At 64.1% G+C, this 16,831-nt stretch carries 17 protein-coding genes; 7 read left to right on the top strand and 10 right to left on the bottom strand.

Features of this window, described 5'->3' with window-relative positions:
• Positions 1–42 precede the first annotated feature (42 nt).
• The 5 genes from DQW91_RS03045 to DQW91_RS17330 form a co-directional block, all read right to left on the bottom strand.
• Positions 43–771 carry a glutathione S-transferase gene (locus tag DQW91_RS03045; protein ID WP_112662439.1) on the bottom strand — a complete coding sequence of 243 codons (729 nt, stop codon included), beginning with the start codon at positions 769–771 and terminating at the stop codon, positions 43–45.
• Positions 772–890: 119 nt separating this feature from the next.
• A complete protein-coding gene (locus DQW91_RS03040; RefSeq protein ID WP_112662054.1) occupies positions 891–1,277 on the bottom strand; it encodes a hypothetical protein in 387 nt (128 codons plus the stop codon).
• Between the two features lies 1 nt (position 1,278).
• Positions 1,279–1,578: an antibiotic biosynthesis monooxygenase family protein gene (locus DQW91_RS03035; protein ID WP_112662053.1), complete on the bottom strand. Its 300-nt coding sequence runs from the start codon at positions 1,576–1,578 to the stop codon at positions 1,279–1,281.
• Between the two features lie 57 nt (positions 1,579–1,635).
• The gene (gene polA / locus DQW91_RS03030; protein WP_112662052.1) at positions 1,636–4,602 is read right to left on the bottom strand and encodes a DNA polymerase I; all 2,967 of its coding nucleotides are present in this window, start codon (positions 4,600–4,602) and stop codon (positions 1,636–1,638) included.
• An 85-nt stretch (positions 4,603–4,687) separates the two neighbouring features.
• Complete coding sequence (locus tag DQW91_RS17330) at positions 4,688–5,044, bottom strand: MarR family winged helix-turn-helix transcriptional regulator (RefSeq protein WP_425373365.1); 357 nt, start codon at positions 5,042–5,044, stop codon at positions 4,688–4,690.
• A gap of 184 nt (positions 5,045–5,228) precedes the next feature.
• Between DQW91_RS17330 and DQW91_RS03020 the strand changes: the two genes are divergently transcribed.
• Entirely contained in the window at positions 5,229–5,645 is a 417-nt protein-coding gene (locus tag DQW91_RS03020; RefSeq protein ID WP_157961315.1) for an ester cyclase, read from the top strand.
• A 24-nt stretch (positions 5,646–5,669) separates the two neighbouring features.
• On the opposite strand, the gene DQW91_RS03015 is transcribed toward DQW91_RS03020, so the two are convergent.
• Positions 5,670–6,872 (bottom strand): ROK family protein, encoded by a 1,203-nt coding sequence (locus DQW91_RS03015; RefSeq protein WP_157961314.1) that lies wholly within the window; start codon positions 6,870–6,872, stop codon positions 5,670–5,672.
• A 223-nt stretch (positions 6,873–7,095) separates the two neighbouring features.
• Here DQW91_RS03015 and xylF point away from each other — a divergent pair, with 223 nt between their 5' ends.
• From xylF to DQW91_RS02995, 4 genes are all read left to right on the top strand, one after another.
• Positions 7,096–8,142, top strand: coding sequence for a D-xylose ABC transporter substrate-binding protein (xylF, locus tag DQW91_RS03010; protein ID WP_245410877.1), 1,047 nt, complete (start codon positions 7,096–7,098; stop codon positions 8,140–8,142).
• Between the two features lie 159 nt (positions 8,143–8,301).
• The gene (locus DQW91_RS03005) at positions 8,302–9,600 is read left to right on the top strand and encodes a sugar ABC transporter permease (protein WP_112662048.1); all 1,299 of its coding nucleotides are present in this window, start codon (positions 8,302–8,304) and stop codon (positions 9,598–9,600) included.
• A 13-nt stretch (positions 9,601–9,613) separates the two neighbouring features.
• A complete protein-coding gene (locus DQW91_RS03000; protein WP_112662047.1) occupies positions 9,614–10,393 on the top strand; it encodes an ATP-binding cassette domain-containing protein in 780 nt (259 codons plus the stop codon).
• Between the two features lie 153 nt (positions 10,394–10,546).
• On the top strand, positions 10,547–11,299 hold the full coding sequence (locus DQW91_RS02995) for an SDR family NAD(P)-dependent oxidoreductase (RefSeq protein WP_112662046.1): 753 nt from the start codon (positions 10,547–10,549) through the stop codon (positions 11,297–11,299).
• A 21-nt stretch (positions 11,300–11,320) separates the two neighbouring features.
• On the opposite strand, the gene DQW91_RS02990 is transcribed toward DQW91_RS02995, so the two are convergent.
• On the bottom strand, positions 11,321–11,812 hold the full coding sequence (locus DQW91_RS02990; RefSeq protein ID WP_112662045.1) for a DUF2059 domain-containing protein: 492 nt from the start codon (positions 11,810–11,812) through the stop codon (positions 11,321–11,323).
• An 80-nt stretch (positions 11,813–11,892) separates the two neighbouring features.
• Positions 11,893–13,203, bottom strand: coding sequence for an AmpG family muropeptide MFS transporter (locus DQW91_RS02985; protein WP_245410876.1), 1,311 nt, complete (start codon positions 13,201–13,203; stop codon positions 11,893–11,895).
• A 175-nt stretch (positions 13,204–13,378) separates the two neighbouring features.
• Between DQW91_RS02985 and DQW91_RS02980 the strand changes: the two genes are divergently transcribed.
• The gene (locus DQW91_RS02980; protein ID WP_245410875.1) at positions 13,379–13,960 is read left to right on the top strand and encodes an NUDIX domain-containing protein; all 582 of its coding nucleotides are present in this window, start codon (positions 13,379–13,381) and stop codon (positions 13,958–13,960) included.
• Between the two features lie 129 nt (positions 13,961–14,089).
• Complete coding sequence (locus DQW91_RS02975; protein ID WP_112662044.1) at positions 14,090–15,127, top strand: cysteine synthase A; 1,038 nt, start codon at positions 14,090–14,092, stop codon at positions 15,125–15,127.
• On the opposite strand, the gene DQW91_RS02970 is transcribed toward DQW91_RS02975, so the two are convergent.
• Both DQW91_RS02970 and DQW91_RS02965 read right to left on the bottom strand, forming a co-directional pair.
• Positions 15,124–15,891, bottom strand: a complete 768-nt coding sequence (locus DQW91_RS02970) for a sulfite exporter TauE/SafE family protein (RefSeq protein ID WP_112662043.1) — start codon at positions 15,889–15,891, stop codon at positions 15,124–15,126. The genes DQW91_RS02975 and DQW91_RS02970 overlap by 4 nt on opposite strands.
• A 29-nt stretch (positions 15,892–15,920) precedes the next feature.
• The gene (locus DQW91_RS02965; RefSeq protein WP_112662042.1) at positions 15,921–16,763 is read right to left on the bottom strand and encodes a fumarylacetoacetate hydrolase family protein; all 843 of its coding nucleotides are present in this window, start codon (positions 16,761–16,763) and stop codon (positions 15,921–15,923) included.
• Positions 16,764–16,831 lie beyond the last annotated feature (68 nt).

Raw genomic sequence — 16,831 nt, 5'->3', positions numbered from 1 at the left:
ACTGCTCGAGAGCGAAATCGTGTCGGGAAGAGCGGTTCCGCCTTATCCGTCCAGCTCCGGATAACGTCGGAAAATGCCCTCGTCGTTACGAGGGAGACGCCGCTTGCTGGCGAGATAAGCCTTGATGCGGGGCCGCTCCGCCACCGCATCGTGGAGGGCCGCAATGCGCGGCGTGTCGGGCAGAAGGCGTGTCATGGCGCGCGGGAAGGCATAGGTGAGGCCTTCGATCACCTGGAACAGCGAAAGATCGACATACGTCAGCGACTTGCCGACGAGATGGCGGTCGCCATGAGGATTGCGCGCGAGAATGCGCTCGAACCAGTTGAGGAATTTCGGCACCCGGTCCTCGCGAAAGTCCTTCGCACGCCGAGAGGCCTCCTTCTTCTGGTCCTCGTAATAGAGATTGACGGAAATCGGGTGGTGCGAGTCGTGCGCTTCCGCCACGAGATCGGTGATGGTGAGCTGGATCTGGTGCGTCCAGAGCCGGTCGATCTCGCTCTTCGGGGCAAGGCCGAGCTTGGGGCCGAGATAGAACAGGATCGCCGCCGTCTGGCCGACGATGACATCGCCATCCCTTAAAAAGGGCGGCGCGAAGGGCGGGCGCTCCACATCTTCGCCGTCGAGAATGTCCATCAGGGGACCAAGGCCCTGGCCCTTCGATTTCGGCCCGCGCGCCACATCGATGTAGTCGGCCCCCGCCTCCTCCAGCACTAGCCGCACGAACTCGCCGCGCCCCTGGATGCCGGGCCAATAGTAAAGCTCATAGGTCATGCCGCGCTCCTTCAAGCCTGCCCTTGAAACCAGCGAACTGAAAATACCGCTCTTGAGCGCGGAACGGAAAAGCCTTCTTGGCCTATCTCTCCCGACGCGAGCGCATGGCTGGGAGTTTACTAGGCAAAGCTGTCCTGCACGAAAGCCTTAAGGACGATGGTGACAACAAGGCCCGCTTGAAGCAAGGCCACCATCTTCCTGGAACGGTGCACATGCTCGGAACGCCAGAGAACCAGAACGCTTGTGCCCAGAGCCCCCAGACTCAGCGACAAACTGACGAAGGCGCTGATGATCGCATTCTGCCGTGACTTGAGATGCCACGCATCGGCAAAGGGGCCTTCCCATCCGATCGGCAGGCATCCCGTTCCTAGATCCCGCCAGTCAGCGCACGCGGGTGCGTTCATGGCGAAATCGAGATTGTTCACGAACAACCAGGTCAGCAACACGCAAGGAAGCAGACACAAGCCGTTTGTCACGATGGGATGAAGGGCGATCCTGCGGAGCATTTCAATCTGTCGCGAAATCACCGATCTTCGTTTCGCTGACCGTCAGATTCTCGAACAGGCGGTCCAGCCTATCGTATTCGGTGGCGAAGGTCGCTTTCATGACTTCGAAATCAGCGCGCGATTCCCAGCGGTCGATGGTGAGGTAGCGGCTGGGTTCTGCCTCGTCCCGCAGCAACTGCGTGCCGCGATAGCCGGCGCTGCTCCGAAATAGCATGACCCAATCACCGTTGGGGCCATAAGCCTTCTCGAAGGCCGAGCGATTCGTAGTTGCTACCTTAAACTCCCATACGATGGCATGCACGGCACGATCCTCGTGGCTGTAATATCGTCAAAACAAGCAGAATCGATTGATCGACCGCTAATGCGCCTCGTCCCAGTTCTGCGCCGCGCGTGCGTCCACGGCGAGCGGGACTTTCAGGTGGACGGCGGGGAAGGCGGCCTGCGTCATCACGCGGGAGACGACGGGCAAGGTGGCCTCGACTTCCTCATCCGGCACCTCGAAGACGAGTTCGTCGTGCACTTGCAGCAGCATGCGGGCAGACAGACGCTCGGCTTGCAGCGCGTCCTCCATCCGCACCATCGCACGGCGGATGATGTCGGCGGCGGAGCCCTGGATCGGCGCGTTGATCGCCTGCCGCTCCACCGCCGCGCGCTCGGACGGATTGCCGGACTTGATCTGCGGATAGTGGCAGACGCGCCCGAAGATCGTGGTAACGAAGCCGTGCTCGCGGCACATCTTCTTCGTCTCGTCCATGTAGTCCCGGATGCCGGGGAAACGCTCGAAATACTGCTTGATGAAAGCCGCCGCATCGCCCTGCGGGATGCCGAGGCGCTGCGCGAGGCCGAAGGCGGAGATGCCGTAGATGATGCCGAAATTGATGGTCTTCGCCTGACGGCGCAGTTCCGACGTCATCTGGTCCATCGGCACGCCGAACACGGCGGAGGCGGTCGCGGCGTGAATGTCCTGCCCTTTGGCGAAGGCTTCCTGCAATTGCGGAATGTCGGCGATATGCGCGAGGATGCGCAGTTCGATCTGACTGTAGTCGGCGGAAATGATCATCGAACCCGGCGGCGCGATGAAGGCCGTGCGGATCTTGCGGCCCGCTTCCGTGCGGATCGGAATGTTCTGCAGGTTCGGCTCCGATGAAGAGAGCCGCCCCGTCGTCGTCGCGGCGAGCGCGAAGGACGTGTGCACACGCCCCGTCGTCGGGTTCATGTGGTCCTGCAACGTGTCGGTATAAGTCGATTTGAGCTTCGCGAGCTGACGCCATTCGAGAATGCGTTCAGGAAGCACATGGCCCGCCTGCGCAAGCTCATCGAGGAGCGTCGCGGGCGTCGCCCATTGGCCGGAGGGCGTCTTCTTCGCGCCGGGCAGGCCCATCCTGCCAAAGAGAATGTCGCCGATCTGCTTCGGCGAGCTGACGGTGAACTTTTCACCCGCGATCTCGTGGATCTCAGCTTCGAGCCGCGCGAGGGACTGCGCGAAATCGCCGGAGAGGCGGCTGAGGATTTGCCGGTCCACGAGAATGCCGCGCATCTCCATGCGCGCCAGCGTGTCGACCATCGGGCGCTCCAGCGTCTCATAGACGCTCGCGCGGCGCTCCGCGGCAAGACGGGGTTTCAGCACCTGCCACAGGCGCAAGGTGACGTCCGCATCCTCCGCCGCGTAGGCGGTGGCCTTCTCGATCTCGACCTGATCGAAGGTCACCTGGTTCTTGCCCGTGCCCGCGACCTCCGAGAACGGAATCGGCGAATGGCCGAGATGGCGGCGCGACAGCTCATCCATGCCATGCGAGCCTTTTCCGGCATCGAGCACGTAGGACAACAGCATGGTATCGTCGTAAGGGCGCACGTCGATGCCGTGGCGCTTGAGCACCACCCAATCGTATTTGAGGTTCTGCCCGATCTTGAGAATGGCAGGAGCTTCGAGCAGTGGCTTGATGACATCGAGCGCGTCCGTCATCGAAAGTTGCCCCGGCACGAGGCCGCCGCCGAAGAGATCCGTGCCGCCGCGATGTTTCAGCGGCACGTAGCAGGCTTTGTTCGGCGCGGTCGCGAGGGAGAAGCCGACGAGATCGGCAAGGTTCGGATCGAGCGCATTCGTCTCCGTATCGACGGCGACATGACCTTGCTCGCTCGCCTCGCGCACCCATTCCTTCAGGCGCGCGAGATCGGTGACTGTCTCGTAGAGGCTGCGGTCGAAGGCTTGCGAGGATGCCTGCGTCGCAAGGCGTGTCGCGAGATCCCCGGGCGTGAAGACGCCCTCGACATGGGTGGCGGGCGCTTCCTCATCGAAAACGGCCTGCGGGCGCCCGCCCCAAGAAATCGCCTCGCCACCGGGCAGGAGACGCGGATCGGGATCGATGGCGGCAGGATCGGTTTCATAAAGTTCGCCGAAGCGGCGGGTGAGCGCGTTGAACTCCATCGCCTTGGTGAAGGCGAGAAGTTTTCGCGCATCGAGATCGGGCAATTGCAGCGCGTCGATGGAGATCGGCAGCGGCGCCTCGCAATCGAGGGTCACGAGCTTGCGTGAGAGGCGCGCGTTGTCGATGTTGGCAAGAAGCGTCTCGCGGCGCTTGGGCTGCTTGATCTCATGCGCGCGGGACAACAGCGTTTCGAGATCGCCGTATTCCTTGATGAGCTGGGCGGCGGTCTTGAGGCCGATGCCGGGCACGCCCGGAATGTTGTCGGAGGTGTCGCCCATGAGCGCCAGAACGTCGCCGATCTTCTCCGGCGGCATGCCCTCCCACTTCTCCATCACGGCGGCGGCGTCGAGGTTGCGCTCGGGCCGATAGCCGGGCTTGCCCTTGATGCCGGATTCGAAATCGTAGAACGCGATGCCCGGCCCCACGAGTTGCATCAGATCCTTGTCGGAGGTGATGATGAGCACGTCCGCGCCGCGCGCCTTCGCCTGCTGGGCGTAAGTGGCGATGAGATCGTCCGCCTCGTAGCGGGCCTGCTCGATGGGCTCGAGGCCGAAGGCGCGAATCGCCTCGCGCATCAGCGGCATCTGCACGCGCAGGTCATCCGGCGGATCGGGGCGGTGGCCCTTGTAGTCCTCGTAGAGTTCCTTGCGGAACGAGCCCTCGGACTTGTCGAGCACGATGGCGAGATGCGTCGGCTTGAGGCCCGCCGCGCCGTCCCGCATAAACTGCATGAGCTTCGTCACGAACAGGCGCACAGCCCCGGTCGGCATGCCGTCCGACGTCCGGCTGTTGTACTTCGAATCCTGGTTCATGGACTGGAAGTAGGACCGGAAGATGAAGGACGAGCCGTCGACGAGAAAGATGTGATCGCCGGCGGAGACGGGGCGGGAAGAGGTCATGGGTCTCGTTCGTCAGGAAATCGAGCCGCCAGAGATAGTGTTTTTGAAGGCCGATGGCTACGGGGATCCGTGGCGAGGCTTCAACTCACTCCACTCCAGGGAAATCTTTCAGGATATCCCTCAGGAGTTCGTATCGTTCAGCGCCAAGCTCTTTCCGGAGTTCATCTTCAATGCGGGTTTTCACCGCAGCGGCGTCCTGCAGGAATCGCTCTCCCTGAGGGGTGAACTTGATGATGAGTGCCCGCTTGTCGGCGGTATCCTTGCTGCGGTCGACATAGCCCGCGGCTTCAAGCTCTCCGATGAGCTGAGAGGCGGATTGCTTTCGCATGCCGGCCCGCTCGGCAATATCGGTGAGATGCGCTCCTTCCGTGCCGATATGCGGCAGAATCGCAGCATGCGCAAAACTCAGAGCCGGATGCCCCCGCTCGCGGACCGCCAGCATGGAGCGCTCGTTGAAGGCGCGCATGGCCTTGAGGAGAAGGCGGCCTGTATTGGTCTGGCGCAGGTCGCTGCCTGACTCACGATTCTTAGCTTCTAGGGACATCGCATCTGTATCTTGACAATTAGTCAGGTACCTTCCTATTTGGTCAGCAACCTGACTACTTACTATGCCTCATGAGGAAAAGATGTCGAGCAAAACCGCCGAAGATTTCATTCGCCAGTTCATGTCCACGGTTTGGGACAAGGCCCAGGTTGAATCCGCTGAAGCATTCGTTACGACCGACTATATCGACCATGCCTATAATGGGGGAGTCGACTCTCTCAAGGCTCAGATCGCGCAGTTGCAGGAGGCGTTTCCAGGCAGCCTTCACACAATTGAAGATATCCTGGTCGACGGCGACCGGGTGATGCTTCGTGCGCGCCTGCAGGGGCGCCATACGGGAACGTTTCGAGGAACAACCCCTACAGGCGCATCCATCGACGTGCGTGTGGCGCGCTGGTTCCGCCTCGAAAGCGGCAAGATCGCGGAACATTGGGCGTTGCTCGATACGATCAGCCTTTTCCGCCAGATCGGTAAAGAGCCTTTTGCCCCTGCGGCCTAAAGCGTTTGCGGCTCAGATCCAGGATCAGCCAGCTTTCAACCGCGCCAGATCCTGATCGAGCTCGCGCAAAGCCTGCATCACCACGCCCTCGGTCAGGAGATCCATCGAGGATTCGATGACGTGGATCGTGGACATGGCGAGCAGTTCGGGAATGGTCTGGGTTTCCAGCGCCGCCTCAAAGGAGGGACGCAGAAGGTCCATCGCCCGGGTGCCGGGGCCGCAGATCACGATATGGTCGGGCTCCAGCGTCTGGATGAGGATGCCGACCGCATCCCCCAGCACCTCGCCGGCCTCCCGGAAGAGGTTGAGGAGCGCCGCATCCCCCGCCCGCGCCTGATCGACGATGGCGCTCATGGCCTTCTCACCGGGGAGCAGGATGCTCGGGGCCGGGCGGTGGTCGATGAGCTGCGCGTCCCGGTGGAGGGCATAATCCGCGAGGAAGGCCTCGATGCAGCCGCGCCCGCCGCAGCGGCATTGCGGCCCGCTCCGGCGCAGGCGCACATGGCCGAACTCGCTGCCGCCAAAGCGCGCGCCCCGATAAAGCTCGCCCTGAATGAGAAAGCCGAGACCCACGCCGTCACCCACCATCAGGCAGGCGGTGCGGCCCGCGCGCAGCGCGGGGTCACGCTGGGCGATGGCGAAGGCCATCGCGCTGGCGTCGTTTTCCATCAGCACCGGCAGGCACAGCCGCTCGCCGAGGCCCGCCGCCAACGGCACGTCCCGGATGCCGAGCACGGGGCTCCACGCGACGATGCCGTCCCTGGTGTTCACGTAGCCCTGGCACGCAAGGCCGATGGCCTTCACATCCGGCGCGCCGACCTCGCGAGCGAAGGTGGTGATGACCTCGGCCAGCATGTCCATGAGTTGTTCGGCGTCGAGGGTGCGCAGGGGGCGCTCCACATGCCGGCTCGCCCGGTTCCGGCCGGCGCTGTCCACCAGCCGCAGCTCGATGCGGTTGAAGCCCATCCACACGCCGATGACGCTGCCGAGGGTTTCGGCGAAGTAGAGCCGCACCTTGGGCCGCCCCCGGACGAGGCCGGGGCTCGCCTCGTCCTCGGCGAGCAGGACGCCTTCCTCCATCAGGCTCGCGGTGAGGTCAGACACGTTGGCCGGGCTCATGCCGAGCTGATGGCCGAGCTCCACACGCGCCAGCGGCCCCTCCCGGCGCAAAACATCGAGCAGGCGGCGCCGGGCGGCTTCGCGGGGAGTGAGGGGTGAGAGCGACATGTCTTCTTTTTTGTTCATTGAATGAAGAAAACAAGATGGAAGATGGGTTTATTCTACCAAGTGCTTAGGCGTTTCCCGCTTGAAAGCGCCTATGTCTCGGATAATTAATTCTGTCGTCGAAGAAACTTTTGACGAGGGACTGCCCGTGCCCACGGCGGATTCCCGGACATATACAACCAAAGGGCAAGCATAAGAAACGCGCCTGCCCGAGGAGGAAACCCCAATGTCTATCAAGAAGCATGCGATGATCAGCCTTGCCGCTCTCGCCCTTTCGGCGACCGCGGCTCTCGCACAGGGCAAGGGCCCCGTCGTCGGCGTCAGCTGGTCGAACTTCCAGGAAGAACGCTGGAAGACCGACGAGGCCGCCATCAAGGCCGCGGTCGAGAAGGCCGGCGGCACCTATGTCTCGGCGGATGCCCAGTCCTCGCCCGCCAAGCAGCTCACCGACATCGAGAGCCTGATCGCTCGCGGCGCCAAGGCGCTGATCATTCTGGCGCAGGATTCCGACGCCGTCCGCCCGGCCGTCGAGAAGGCCGTGGCCGAGGGCATTCCGGTGGTCGGCTACGACCGCCTCATCGAGATCCCGCAGGTCTTCTACCTCACCTTCGACAATGTCGAGGTGGGCCGTCTCCAGGCGCGTGAAGTTCTCAAGGCCAAGCCCGAAGGCAGCTACGTCTTCATCAAGGGCTCGGGTTCGGACCCGAACGCCAACTTCCTCTTCCAGGGCGCGATGGAAGTGCTCAAGCCCTCCATCGATGCCGGCAAGATCAAGAATGCCGGCGAGGCCTACACGGACGGCTGGCTCCCCGCCAATGCGCAGCGGAACATGGAGCAGTTCCTGACCAAGAACAACAACAAGGTCGATGCGGTCGTCGCCGCCAATGACGGCACCGCCGGCGGCGCCATCGCGGCGCTCGCGGCGCAGGGCCTTGCCGGCTCCGTGCCGGTCTCCGGCCAGGACGCCGACAAGGCGGCCCTGAACCGCGTCGCCCTCGGCACCCAGAGCGTCACCGTCTTCAAGGACGCGCGCGAACTCGGCCGCAACGCGGCGGAAATCGCGGTCGCCCTCGCCGGCGGCAAGAAGCTCGCCGAGATCCCCGGCGCGCAGAGCTGGGACAAGGGCGCGAAGAAGCAGAACATGACGGCGAAGTTCCTCACCCCCGTCGCGATCACGAAGGACAACCTCAACGTGGTCATCGACGCCGGCTGGGTCACGAAGGACGTGGTCTGCCAGGGCGTGAAGGCGGGTTCCGCCAAGGCCTGCAACTAACCGCTCCCGCAACCGGCCTCGAACAAACCGCCTCCGTGTCATCCCCGGCCGGAGGCGGCGAAGCCGTTGGAGGAGAAGGGGATCCAAGGCAGTGCCCCCGCCGGATCCCCTTTTCTCGCTTCGCTCGCCGGGGATGACATTTTCAGACAACACGAGCCCATGACAGCACCCGTCGCCTCGTCCGCCGCGCCTCCGAGCGCTTCCACCGGATCATTCTTCTCGAAGCTTGAAATCGACGTCCGCATGCTCGGCATGCTGGCGGCGCTCGCCGTGATCTGGATCGGCTTCGACATTCTTTCCGGCGGCTTCTTCCTCACGCCGCGCAACCTCTGGAACCTCTCGGTGCAGACGGCGTCCATCGCCGTGATGTCGACGGGCATGGTGCTCATCATCGTCACCCGCAACATCGACCTTTCCGTCGGCGCGATCCTCGGCGTCGTCGGCATGATCATCGGCGTGGCGCAGGTGCAGTGGCTGCCTGCTTATCTCGGCCTCGAGCATTGGCTCACCGCGCCGCTTGCGGTGCTGCTCGCCGTCGCCATCGGCGGGGCCATCGGGCTCTTTCAGGGCTGGCTCATCGCCTATCTCGCCATTCCCTCCTTCATCGTGACCCTCGGCGGCCTGCTCGTGTGGCGCGGTGCGGCCTGGTGGGTCACGGCGGGCCAGACCGTCGCGCCGATGGACACGCGCTTCAAGGCGCTCGGCGGCGGTGTCGAGGGCGCGCTCGGCGCGACCGCGACCTGGGCCATCGCCATGCTCGCCTGCGGCCTCATCATGGTCGGCCTTGGCCTCGCCCGCCGCCGGCGCATCCGCTTCGGCTTTCCCGTGCGCCCGGTCTGGGCCGACGGCGTCATCGGCGCTGTCGCCTGCATCGCGGTGCTGGTCGCGGCCTACATCGTCAATTCCTACCCGCTTCCCGTCGGCAGCGCGCGGCGCTGGGCCGAGGCCAACGGCATCGCGTGGCCGGAGGGCGGCCTTCTCGTGCCGCACGGCATCGCGCTCCCCGTCGTGATCGCCATCGTGGTCGGCATCCTCATGACGTTCCTCGCCAGGCGTCGCCGCTTCGGCCGCTATGTCTTCGCCATCGGCGGCAATCCGGAGGCGGCGGAACTGTCGGGCATCAACACCCGCTGGGCGCTGATGAAGGTGTTCGGCCTCATGGGCGTGCTCTGCGGCATCTCGGCCTGCATTTCCACCGCGCGCCTCAACGCGGCGACGAACGCCGCGGGCACGCTCGACGAACTCTACGTGATCGCCTCCGCCGTCATCGGCGGGACGTCGCTCGCGGGCGGCGTCGGCACCATCGCGGGCGCGATGCTCGGCGCGCTCGTCATGCAGTCCTTGCAATCGGGCATGGTGCTGCTCGGCGTTGATACGCCCCTGCAGAACATTGTCGTCGGCGCGGTTCTCGTGCTGGCGGTGTGGGTGGACGGCCTCTATCGCCGCCGCATCAAGTAAGAAGGAGGCTCTCATGCAAAACCAAGGCACGACGCCTCTCGTGGAAATGCGCGACATCTCCATCGCATTCGGCGGCATCAAGGCGGTCGATGGCGTGTCCGTCGATCTGCGCCCCGGCGAAGTGGTCGGTCTTCTCGGCCATAACGGCGCGGGAAAATCGACCCTCATCAAGATCCTCTCCGGCGCCTACCGGCCCGACAGCGGCGAGATCTACGTCAACGGCGAACGTGCGGATATCGCAACGCCGCGCGATGCCAAGCGCTATGGTATCGAGACGATCTACCAGACGCTGGCGCTCGCCGATAACATCGACGCTGCCGGCAACATCTTCCTCGGCCGCGAGGTGCTGACGCCCTACGGCACGCTCGACGATGCGACGATGGAAGCGGAAACCCGCAAGGTGATGGCGCGCCTCAACCCGCATTTCCGCCGCTTCAAGGAGCCGGTGAAGGCGCTCTCCGGCGGGCAGCGGCAATCGGTGGCTATCGCGCGCGCGATCTACTTCAACGCGCGCGTCCTCATCATGGACGAGCCGACAGCGGCGCTCGGCCCCGCCGAGACGCAGCAGGTCGCCGATCTCGTGCTGCAACTGAAGAAAGAAGGCATCGGCATCTTCCTCATCAGCCACGACATCCACGACGTGTTCGGCCTCGCCGACCGCGTCAGCGTGATGAAGAACGGCAAGCTCGTGGGCTCGGCGAGCGTGAACGACGTCACGCAGGACGAAGTGCTCGGCATGATCATCCTCGGCAAATGCCCGCCCGGCGCAACGCCGGGTCCGGGCGCAAGTTGACAGGGGCTGCCCTTCATCAAGGCGCACCCTTCCTCCTTCCCACCGCAAGTCGGGTGTTCCCGACTTGCGCATGGCAAAGCGGATCTCGGGGCATCCGGGATCTCCGAGAGGGAGGGCATTCATCACAATGTTCGACATACGAAGCGAGTCACGATGACCCAGACCATTTACGGCTCCCTCAAGGGCAAGACCGTTCTCATCACCGGCGGCGCGAGCGGCATCGGCGAGAGCATCGCGGAAGCGTTTCATCATCAGGGCTGCAAGATCGGCGTTCTCGATTACAACGCGGAAGCCGGGCAGGCCCTCGCCAAGCGCCTCGGCGAGCGCGTGCATTTCGAGCATAACGACGTGCGCGATCTTCCGGCGCTGCAGGCCGCGATCAGGCGCGTGAGCGCGGCGCTGGGGCCGATCACCATCCTCATCAACAACGCCGCGCGGGATGACCGCCACACCATCGAGGAGGTGACGCCCGAATACTGGCGCGAGCGTTTTGCCACCAATCTCGACCACCAGTTCTTCGCGGCGCAGGCCGTTCTGCCGGACATGGAGAAAGCGGGCGGCGGTTCGATCATCAACATGGGCTCGACGAGCTATCTCGCGAGCGAGGATTCGTTCGTCGCCTACAAGACCGCGAAATCCGCCGCCGTCGGCCTGACCCGTGCGCTCGCTCGCGAGCTTGGATCAAGGCACATCCGCGTCAATTCCATCGTCCCCGGCTGGATCATGACGAAGCGCCAGATCGACCTGTGGCTCACCCCGGAGGGCGAGGCGGAACTGCTCAAGCGCCAATGCGTGAAGCGCAAGCTCGTCCCCGAGGACATCGCCAAGGTCGCGCTGTTCCTCTCGTCGGACGACGCGGGCGCGATCACCGCGCAGAGCTATCTGGTGGATGGCGGCTGGGTCTAGGTCTCGGCTGCGTCTTTGCCCTCAGGGTGCCAGGGCGCTTTGCAACTTCGGATCGGACTTCAGGCGCTCCACGAGCCGAGGTCCAAATGTGGTGCTCATGAATTTCTGGGTCTCGACCATGAGGTTGCCCATCACGCCGTTCATCTTGCGGGCGAGAATCGAACCGGTGGGCGTGCGATAAAAATCGTACAGGGCCGTGACTTCCTCATCGGTCAACTGGGTCTTGAGGAACTTGACCGCGAAATCGAGGAGCTGCGGCTTGATGTTGCCGACCTCTTCCTTGGCGATCGTGCCGACATAGTCGGCAAGCTCCGGCGTCATCTTGGGCGTGGCCCGCTTGAGCTGTTCGATCATCATTGGGCGCATCGAGTCGAAACCGACATCGACGCCCCGGTTGAAATCCCCCATCTCCAGGATGGCGCGGATCTTGTCGTCCGTGCTTTGCGCCTGCGCGAGGCCCGGCAGGGCTGTCAGAAAACAAAGGATCGCGAATGCCTTGAGCGCGTGACGCATGGTTCTGCTCCGGTTGTCTAAACTTTCCTAGCAGAACCACGCGAAAGGATACAATCGACGATTGTCCTGAAAGACGGGGATTAAGCCCGCGCTTCAACCGTCCCTGCGGCGTCGTGCTCCGCCTCTGCGGCCTTCTCCGCTTCCATCGTATCCCGCCGCACCGCAAGGCAGAGGATCAGGAGGGGAATGCCGATGGCAGCGGTAGCGGTGAAGAGGGCCGGATAGCCGTAAGTTTTGGCCACCACGCCCGAAAAGCCGCCGACGAGTTTTCCGGGCAAGGCATAGAGCGAACTCAACAGCGCGTATTGCGTCGCCGCAAATCCCGGCGCGGTGAGGCCCGACATGTAAGCGATGAGCGCAGAGCCCGCGAAGCCGCCCGCGAAATTGTCGGCGCTGATGGTCAGGATCAGAAGATCCATCCGCGCGCCTTCCACCGCGAGCCACGAGAACATCAGGTTCGACACGGCGGCGGCGAAGGCGGCGATGGTGAGCGTCCACCACAGGCCAAGGCGCGTGAGCGCAAGCCCGCCCGCGAACGCGCCGGCGATGCCGATCCACACGCCGTAGAGTTTCGAGACATTAGCGATATCGGCTTTCGAAAAGCCGAGGTCGATGTAGAGCGGGTTCGCCATGACGCCGGCGACGAAATCGGGCAGGCGGAAGCAGGCGATCAGCGCCAGGATCGGAAACAGCATCCGCCCCTTGCGCCGAAAGAGGTCTGCCAACGGCTCCACGAGGGCAACCGCGATGAGGGCGTGCTCGCGCGGCGCGCCCTCATCGAGACGCGGCGCGATGAGGGTGCCGATGAAGCCGACGCTCATCAGCGCTGCCATGCTGAGGTAAGCGCTGCGCCAGTCCACGAATTCGGCGATGTAGAGCGCGCCTGCACCCGCAGAGATCAGGGCGAGGCGATAGCCGAGGAGCAGCGCCGCCGACATCATGCCCTGCCGCTCCGTCGCGGCGGCGTCGATGCGGTAGCCGTCGATCACCACGTCCTGCGTGGCGGAAGCGAAGGCGACGAGCATCGCCGCGCCGACGGTGAGCCCAAGGTCCGTCTGCGGATCGCTGAAGGCAACCCCGGCGAGCCCGAGCGCCGTGACGATCTGCGAAAGCGCCATCCAGCCGCGCCTGCGCCCGAGAAGCCGCGAGAGCACCGGCACATCGTAGCGATCGACGGCGGGAGCCCAGAGGAACTTCAGTGAATAGGCCAAGGCCACCCAGCTCAGCATGCCGATCTCGCCAAGCGGGACCCCCGCCTCGCGCAGCCGCGCGGACAGGGTGCTGAAAACGAGCAGGAACGGCAGGCCCGACGAGAAGCCGAGCGGCAGCATCAGGGCGATGCGTCCGTCGGTGAGAACGTCGGTTAGGGTCAGGCGGCGCTTTTGAGCCATGAAATCTCTCGAATCGGTGGCTTCTTTCCTTGAAGCACGGCGCATCCTGCGCGTGAGGCCTTGCCGGGCCCTTAACGGGTAGCCATCGGTATGAGCGAAATCATTGTGGCTTCCCCATGTCTGCACTGGCCGTTCCGCCCGGGATGACTTACCCGGGAGCTGCAAAATTAAGGACGTGACGACAGTGGCGGCTTACCGGATCAACAACGTGACGACGCTTTTCAGCGGGTGGCGCAAGCTCCTCAAGCTGGAGGTCCAGATGCCCGACGGGCGCGTGATGGAGCGCGAGGTCGGGCATAACGGGCACGCGGCGGCGGTGCTGCCTTACGACCTGGAGCGTAAGACGGTGATCCTCATCAGCCAGTTCCGCGCCGCCGTGATGTACGATGCGGGCAGGCCCGCGCTCATCGAGACCATCGCCGGCCTGCTCGATGGTGACAGCCCTGAAACCTGCGCGCGCCGCGAGGCGCTGGAGGAGGCGGGCATTCGCATCGACGTGCTCGAGCCCCTCGGCGGCGGATGGTCCGCGCCCGGTGCGACGACGGAATATGTCCACCTTTTCCTCGCCCCCTACCGCCTGGCCGACCGCGTGAGCGAAGGCGGCGGGCTCGACGAAGAGCACGAGGACATCGAGGTGCTCGAGATCGGCTTTACCGAACTCGACGCCATGCTGGCAAAAGGCGCGCTTGCAGATCTCAAGACCATCGCCCTCGCGCAGGCCCTCAAGCTGCGCCATCCGGAGGCTTTCGGACGATAAGTCCACGCCGATGTGACGTATCGCCTCCGTCAAAATCGTGCGATCTAACGGCTTTGACCCTCAGCGCCACGGCACGGGCGCGGTAAGGTCGCGCGCCGGCGACCCGGCAAAACCCGCGAGGCTTTCTCCATGACCTTCAAACCCGACGTCCTCGCCGCCATCGGCAACACGCCCCTCATCAAGTTGCGGCGCGCCTCCGAGCTGACGGGCTGCACGATTCTCGGGAAAGCCGAATTCATGAATCCCGGCCAGTCGGTGAAGGACCGGGCGGCCCTGTTCATCGTGCGCGACGCAATGGCGCGGGGCGCGCTGAAACCGGGCGGCGTGATCGTCGAGGGAACGGCGGGCAATACCGGCATCGGGCTTGCCCTTGTCGGCAACGCGCTCGGCTTTCGCACCATCATCGTGATTCCCGAGACGCAGAGCCAGGAGAAGAAGGACATGCTGCGGCTCGCCGGGGCGCAGCTGATCGAAGTGCCCGCCGTGCCTTACGCGAACCCCAACAACTACGTGAAGGTGTCGGGGCGTCTCGCCGAACGCCTCGCGGCCTCGGAGCCGAATGGCGCGATCTGGGCGAACCAGTTCGACAACGTGGCGAACAGGCAGGGCCATATCGAAACCACCGGCCCCGAAATCTGGGAGCAGACGGAAGGAAAGATCGACGGATTCACCTGCGCGGTGGGCACCGGCGGCACGCTCGCCGGAATCGGCATCGCGCTGAAGGAGCGGAATCCGAACATCGCCCTCGCCCTCGCCGATCCGATGGGCGCAGCGCTCTACAGCTATTTCACCACGGGTGAGCTAAAGGCCACCGGCTCCTCCATCACGGAAGGAATCGGGCAGGGGCGCATCACCAAAAACATCGAAGGCGCGCCCATCGACATGACGTTCCAGATTCCCGATGAGGAGGCGCTGCCGATCATCTTCGATCTCCTCGAACATGAAGGGCTGTGCCTTGGCGGCTCGTCGGGCATCAACGTCGCCGGCGCGATCCGCCTGGCGCGGCATCTCGGACCCGGCCACACCATCGTAACGATCCTGTGCGATTACGGCACGCGCTATCAGTCGAAGCTGTTCAACCCGCAATTTCTGCGCACGAAAAACCTGCCCGTACCTGCGTGGCTTGAAAGCAAGAACACGCTCGATCCCGGACTCGTGCCGGCTTAACGCACGAAGAAATAGACCGTCAGCACCGCGCCGACGCCGATCACCAGCCAGCGGATGGCCTTCGGCGGCAGGCGGCGGCCAAAGACGACGCCGAGATAGCCGCCGATGACGGAGGCCGCGCCGACGATGGCCATTTCGCGCCAGGCGACGAGCCCTGCCGCGATGAAGATCACCACCGCGACGAGCTGGATCAACGTCGAGCACAGATGCTTCGCGGAATTGATGAGGTGGAAGTCGTCACCCTCCGTGATGGCGAGCGCCGCCAGCATCACGATGCCCATGCCCGCACCGAAGAAGCCGCCATAGATCGACACCGCGAACTGCACGGCAAGGCCGGCTGCCCAGGCCTTCGTGGAAGGATGGTGCCCCTCATGGCGGGCGATGGAGCGCGCGAGTGAAACGATCTTCGGGCTCGCGGCGAACAGCAGCGTCGCGAACAGAAGAAGCCACGGCACGAGCTGGCGGAAAGCGGCGTTGTCCGTCGTCGTCAGGATATAGGCTCCGCCAAGGCCGCCGATGAGGCTCACGACGCCGAGCGCCGCAAAGCGCCTGATGTTCGCGGCAAGCTCGCGCCGATAGGCCCAAGCGCTTGCGAGATTGGCGGGCGTCACCGCCACCGCGCTCGTCGCATTGGCGATGACAGGCGGAAGGCCTGTGGCGACAAGCGCCGAGAAGGTGAAGAACGTGCCGCCCCCGGCGATCGCATTGACGAGGCCCGCCGCCAATCCTGAAGCGGCGAGAAGCGCAACGGTTGAAAGATCCATGATCGTGTGTGTTCTCGAAAAAGAGTTCTTCAGCCCTGAACGCAGAGCTGGCGTTGGGTGCCAAGGCCCTCGATGCCGAGGGTGACGACGTCACCGGCCTTGAGGAAGACCGGCGGCTTCATGCCCATTCCGACGCCGGGCGGCGTGCCGGTGGAGATGATGTCGCCGGGATGCAGTGACATGAACTGCGAGAGATACGACACGAGATATTTCACGCCGTAAACCATCGTCGCGGACGAGCCGTCCTGCATGCGCCGCCCGTTCACCTCGCACCACATCTTCAGGTTCTGCGGATCGGCGATCTCATCCTTCGTCACAAGCCAAGGGCCTGTCGGCCCGAAGGTGTCGCAGGACTTGCCCTTGGTCCATTGCCCGTGCCGCTCGGTCTGGAAAGCGCGCTCGGACACATCGTTGGTGAGGCAGTAGCCGGCGACGTAATCGAGCGCGTCCGCCTCGCTCACATATTTGGCGTGGCGGCCGATGACGATGCCGAGCTCCACCTCCCAATCGGTCTTCTGCGATCCGCGCGGAATCTCGATGTTGTCGTTCGGGCCGACGATGGCGCTCGTCGCCTTCATGAAGACGATAGGCTCCGGCGGCACGCTCGCGCCGGTCTCCGCCGCGTGATCGGAATAGTTGAGGCCGATGCAGATGAACTTGCCCGTGCCGCCGACACAGGGGCCGAGACGCACGGAGGCTTCGACGGCGGGCAGCGACGCGGGATCGAGCGCGGCGATCCTTTTCAGGCCCTCCGGCGAAAGCGCCTCTCCTGCGATGTCCTTCACATGTGCCGAGAGGTCGCGAAGGGTGCCGCTCGAATCGAGCAGCCCCGGCTTTTCCTGCCCGGCTGGTCCGTATCGCAAGAGCTTCATGTCGTGGCTCTCCCCGCAGAGATTTTTTATGAGATTCGGGTTTCGCCAATCGTGACGCGCCCGGCTCC

It is taken from the genome of Microvirga flavescens, from assembly GCF_003290125.1.
Lineage (GTDB): Bacteria > Pseudomonadota > Alphaproteobacteria > Rhizobiales > Beijerinckiaceae > Microvirga > Microvirga flavescens.
Note: the sequence above shows the minus strand (reverse complement) of the source record. Positions and strands in the feature narration are given on the sequence as shown.

Coding starts and splice junctions, on each gene's coding strand:
- DQW91_RS03045 (WP_112662439.1), bottom strand. CDS start 771: ATGACCTATGAGCTTTACTATTGGCCCGGCATCCAGGGGCGCGGCGAG.
- DQW91_RS03040 (WP_112662054.1), bottom strand. CDS start 1,277: ATGCTCCGCAGGATCGCCCTTCATCCCATCGTGACAAACGGCTTGTGT.
- polA (WP_112662052.1), bottom strand. CDS start 4,602: ATGACCTCTTCCCGCCCCGTCTCCGCCGGCGATCACATCTTTCTCGTC.
- DQW91_RS17330 (WP_425373365.1), bottom strand. CDS start 5,044: ATGCTGGCGGTCCGCGAGCGGGGGCATCCGGCTCTGAGTTTTGCGCAT.
- DQW91_RS03020 (WP_157961315.1), top strand. CDS start 5,229: ATGTCGAGCAAAACCGCCGAAGATTTCATTCGCCAGTTCATGTCCACG.
- DQW91_RS03015 (WP_157961314.1), bottom strand. CDS start 6,872: ATGTCGCTCTCACCCCTCACTCCCCGCGAAGCCGCCCGGCGCCGCCTG.
- xylF (WP_245410877.1), top strand. CDS start 7,096: ATGTCTATCAAGAAGCATGCGATGATCAGCCTTGCCGCTCTCGCCCTT.
- DQW91_RS03005 (WP_112662048.1), top strand. CDS start 8,302: ATGACAGCACCCGTCGCCTCGTCCGCCGCGCCTCCGAGCGCTTCCACC.
- DQW91_RS03000 (WP_112662047.1), top strand. CDS start 9,614: ATGCAAAACCAAGGCACGACGCCTCTCGTGGAAATGCGCGACATCTCC.
- DQW91_RS02995 (WP_112662046.1), top strand. CDS start 10,547: ATGACCCAGACCATTTACGGCTCCCTCAAGGGCAAGACCGTTCTCATC.
- DQW91_RS02990 (WP_112662045.1), bottom strand. CDS start 11,812: ATGCGTCACGCGCTCAAGGCATTCGCGATCCTTTGTTTTCTGACAGCC.
- DQW91_RS02985 (WP_245410876.1), bottom strand. CDS start 13,203: ATGGCTCAAAAGCGCCGCCTGACCCTAACCGACGTTCTCACCGACGGA.
- DQW91_RS02975 (WP_112662044.1), top strand. CDS start 14,090: ATGACCTTCAAACCCGACGTCCTCGCCGCCATCGGCAACACGCCCCTC.
- DQW91_RS02970 (WP_112662043.1), bottom strand. CDS start 15,891: ATGGATCTTTCAACCGTTGCGCTTCTCGCCGCTTCAGGATTGGCGGCG.
- DQW91_RS02965 (WP_112662042.1), bottom strand. CDS start 16,763: ATGAAGCTCTTGCGATACGGACCAGCCGGGCAGGAAAAGCCGGGGCTG.